We start from the raw sequence: 3,415 nt of genomic DNA on the forward strand, positions 1-3,415 counted from the left end.
AGCTGAACCAGCAGGAACCCTTTGAAGATAAAGAAGGCAACAAAGCACAGCGCTATACCCTTCCAGGGAAAGCGCGGACCGCTACGCCGAACCTTGGCTACAATCAAGCCATCGTGATTCACCGATGTAATATATCCGTTCGCAAGCTTATTGTGACGCTTGTTGATGCGTCTCACCCGCTTACCGAAGTCTCTCATATTTGGGTCAGCCATAATTATAGCCTCACTATTTATCCACGAATTTCTATAAGAACGCCAAATTATGGCGTAATTTGGACGATTATGGCGTTTCACGCTGTAATATACAATGGTTAAGCGGGTTTTCGTCGCAATAATAACGTTGTCCATTCGCCATTTTCGCGTTTTCCGGCCAAATCTAACCCGTTATGCGTGTAAACATTAACAACTTCTTGTGCCTGTTCGTTCAAAATACCCGAAAGGATCGCATATCCGCCATTTTTGACCGAATCACCCATATCCGACGCTAAACTGATCAACGGGCCTTTCAAAATATTGGCAAAGACCAGATCAAAGGGGGCGGCTTGTTTCAATTCCGGCGCGTCAAATCCGGCCGCCTCGACACAGATCACCCGCCCCTCCAGATCATTGCAGGTCACATTGGCCCGGGCCACATCCACCGCCTGCACATCAATATCGCTGGCCAGAACCGGATTGGGCCAGATTTTCGCCGCCGCCATTGCCAGCACCGCCGTGCCGCAGCCGATATCCGCCACGTTTTCACCGACAAACCCGTCATTCACCAGTTGATCCAGCATCTGCAAACAGCCCAGTGTGGTGCCGTGGTGCCCCGTGCCAAAGGCCATCGCCGCCTCGATCAGCAAAGCGATTGAACCATCGGGCAATTTGTCGGCATCATGGCTTCCGTAAACAAAGAACCGCCCCGCCTGCACCGGCGACAGTTCGCGGCGCACATGGGCCACCCAGTCGACCTCGGGCAGTTCAGATACCAGCGTCGCCTGCGCCTGCAGCGCCGCGATCAGCGCCGCGCGCCCGGCCAGGTCGCGAATCCCGCCATTCTCCGTCTGGGTCATGGCGCGCAGTCTAGCGCCGCGCGCGGCGTAGTCGAGCGCCCCTGCGCCGCGCCCCCGTCAGGCCGCCCCCGTCAGGCCGCCCCCGTCAGGCCGCCGCCGCGGCCGTCCCATGGCGCCGGGCCGTGTCGCCGGGCCGTGTCGCCACGTCGCCATTGACGCCGCGCGCGGCGCTGGCTACGCCTCGGGGCGCAGTCGCCGCGCCCTTGACGAAACCCAGATCGCCAACGCCCAAGTCCGAGGTAACGCCATGTCCGAGATCACCCGCGAATCCATGGAATACGACGTGGTCATCGTCGGCGCCGGGCCTGCCGGGCTGTCTGCCGCGATCCGCCTCAAGCAACTGGGCGGCGACGACGTGTCGGTCGTGGTGCTGGAGAAAGGCGCCGAGGTCGGCGCCCATATCCTGTCCGGCGCGGTGCTCGACACCGCCGGGCTCGACGCGCTGATCCCGGACTGGAAGGCCAGGGGCGCGCCGCTCGGCGTCAAGGTCACCGAGGATCATTTCCTGCTGCTGGGCGAACATGGCGACCTGCGCATCCCGAATTTCCCCATGCCGCCGCTGATGAACAATCACGGCGCCCGCATCGTCTCCATGGGCAATGTCTGCCGCTGGATGGCCGAGCAGGCCGAGGCGCTGGGCGTGGAGATCTTCCCCGGCATGGCCTGTTCGGAGCTGGTCTTCGGCGAGCGCGGCGAGATCCGCGGCGTGGTGGCGGGCGAATTCGGCCTCAAGCCCGACGGAACCCCCGGCCCGGCCTACGAGCCGGGCATGGAGCTGCTGGGCAAATACGTGTTCCTGGCCGAGGGCGTGCGCGGGTCGCTGTCAAAGCAGGTCATCGCCAATTACGGGCTCGACAATTTCTGCGAAGTGCAGAAATACGGACTCGGCATGAAGGAAATCTGGGAAATCCCCGCCGAAAAGCACCATCCTGGGCGCGTCGTGCACACCATGGGCTGGCCGCTCAACAACAACGCCGGCGGCGGGGCCTTCATCTATCACGCGGAAAACAACCAGATCTTCATCGGATTCGTGGTGCATCTGAACTACAAGAACCCGCATCTGCATCCCTATATGGAATTCCAGCGGCTCAAGCATCACCCGGTGGTGGCCGAACTGCTGAAGGGCGGCAAGCGCATCGCCTACGGGGCGCGCGCCATCACCGAGGGCGGCTGGCAGTCCATGCCCAAGCTGACCTTCCCCGGCGGCGCCCTGCTGGGCTGTTCGGCGGGCATGGTCAACCTGCCGCGCATCAAGGGCAACCACAACGCCATGCTCTCGGGCAAGGCGGCGGCCGAAGCCGCCTGGACGGCGCTGCGGACCGGGCGCCAGTCGGACGAGCTGACCGCCTACGAGGACGACGTGCGCGCGGGCCCCATCGCCAGGGACCTGAAGCCGGTGCGCAACGTCAAGCCGCTGTGGTCGCGCTACGGGCTGTTCGGCGGGCTCGGGCTCGGCGGCGTCGACATGTGGTGCGCCAGCCTGTTCGGGCGCACGCTGTTCGGCACGCTCGGCCAGGGCAAGAGCGACGCTAAGGCCACCGGCCGCGCCGACCGCCACCCGCCGATCGACTACCCCAAGCCCGATGGCAAGCTCAGCTTCGACCGGCTGACCAATGTCAGCTTTTCAGGCACCAACCACGCCGAGGACGAACCCTGCCACCTGCATCTGGAAGACCCCGACATTCCGATTAACTGGAACCTGCCGAAATACGCCGAGCCGGCGCAGCGCTATTGCCCCGCGGGGGTCTACGAGGTGGTGCGCGACGATGACGGCGGCAATCCGCGCTTCGTGATCAACGCGCAGAACTGCGTGCACTGCAAGACCTGCGACATCAAGGACCCGGCCCAGAACATCACCTGGCGCACGCCCCAGGGCGGCGAGGGGCCGACCTACCCCAACATGTGACGCGGCCCCGGCATGCGGCGCGCGCCGGGTCAGCGGGACTCTTCGATCCCGTGCTCGCGGATCTTGCGATACAGCGTCGAGCGGCCGATGCCGAGCCGGCGCGACACCTCCGACATGTTGCCGTTGTAGCGGTGCAGGGCGATGCGGATGGCGTCCGCCTCGATGTCCGAGATCGGGCGCACATGCCCGTCGGCGGCGCAGAACGACCCGGTGACCGGCGCGTCGCCCTGCGCCGTTTCGTTGCGTCGCCCGGCCCCGCCGTTGACCGGCGCGCGGAGCGGATCGCCCGTCGCGCCGCTCAGCGCGGGGTCCCCGCGCCGGTCCGCGTCAGAGGCGCTGCGCGGGCGAAAGCCCGCCGCCCCATGCACCGCCCCATGCACCGCCCCATGCACCGCCGCCCCGTCGCCGCGGCGCGCCTGGTTGGCGCGGGCGGGCGGCGGCGGCGGCGCGGCAAGCCG

At 65.2% G+C, this 3,415-nt stretch carries 4 protein-coding genes; 2 read left to right on the forward strand and 2 right to left on the reverse strand.

Annotation, left to right across the window (positions count from 1 at the left end):
* Positions 1-314, forward strand: a 314-nt coding sequence (locus tag AC1HC7_RS14930) for a hypothetical protein (protein WP_479499177.1), incomplete at its 5' end; no start/stop codon positions are given.
* On the opposite strand, the gene AC1HC7_RS14935 is transcribed toward AC1HC7_RS14930, so the two are convergent.
* A complete protein-coding gene (locus AC1HC7_RS14935) occupies positions 311-1,051 on the reverse strand; it encodes a 50S ribosomal protein L11 methyltransferase (RefSeq protein ID WP_479499178.1) in 741 nt (246 codons plus the stop codon). The two genes, AC1HC7_RS14930 and AC1HC7_RS14935, sit on opposite strands and share 4 nt — an antisense overlap.
* A gap of 247 nt (positions 1,052-1,298) precedes the next feature.
* On the opposite strand from AC1HC7_RS14935, the gene AC1HC7_RS14940 reads away from it, so the two are divergent.
* The gene (locus AC1HC7_RS14940; protein WP_479496621.1) at positions 1,299-2,957 is read left to right on the forward strand and encodes an electron transfer flavoprotein-ubiquinone oxidoreductase; all 1,659 of its coding nucleotides are present in this window, start codon (positions 1,299-1,301) and stop codon (positions 2,955-2,957) included.
* 29 nt (positions 2,958-2,986) lie between these two features.
* On the opposite strand, the gene AC1HC7_RS14945 is transcribed toward AC1HC7_RS14940, so the two are convergent.
* A partial coding sequence (locus tag AC1HC7_RS14945) for a helix-turn-helix domain-containing protein (RefSeq protein WP_479499179.1) occupies positions 2,987-3,415 on the reverse strand: 429 nt, incomplete at its 5' end.

The sequence above is a fragment of the Oceanicella sp. genome, assembly GCF_056449545.1.

Excerpts from the sequence above, each read along its gene's own strand:
- AC1HC7_RS14935 (WP_479499178.1), bottom strand. The coding sequence starts at position 1,051 with ATGACCCAGACGGAGAATGGCGGGATTCGCGACCTGGCCGGGCGCGCG.
- AC1HC7_RS14940 (WP_479496621.1), top strand. The coding sequence starts at position 1,299 with ATGTCCGAGATCACCCGCGAATCCATGGAATACGACGTGGTCATCGTC.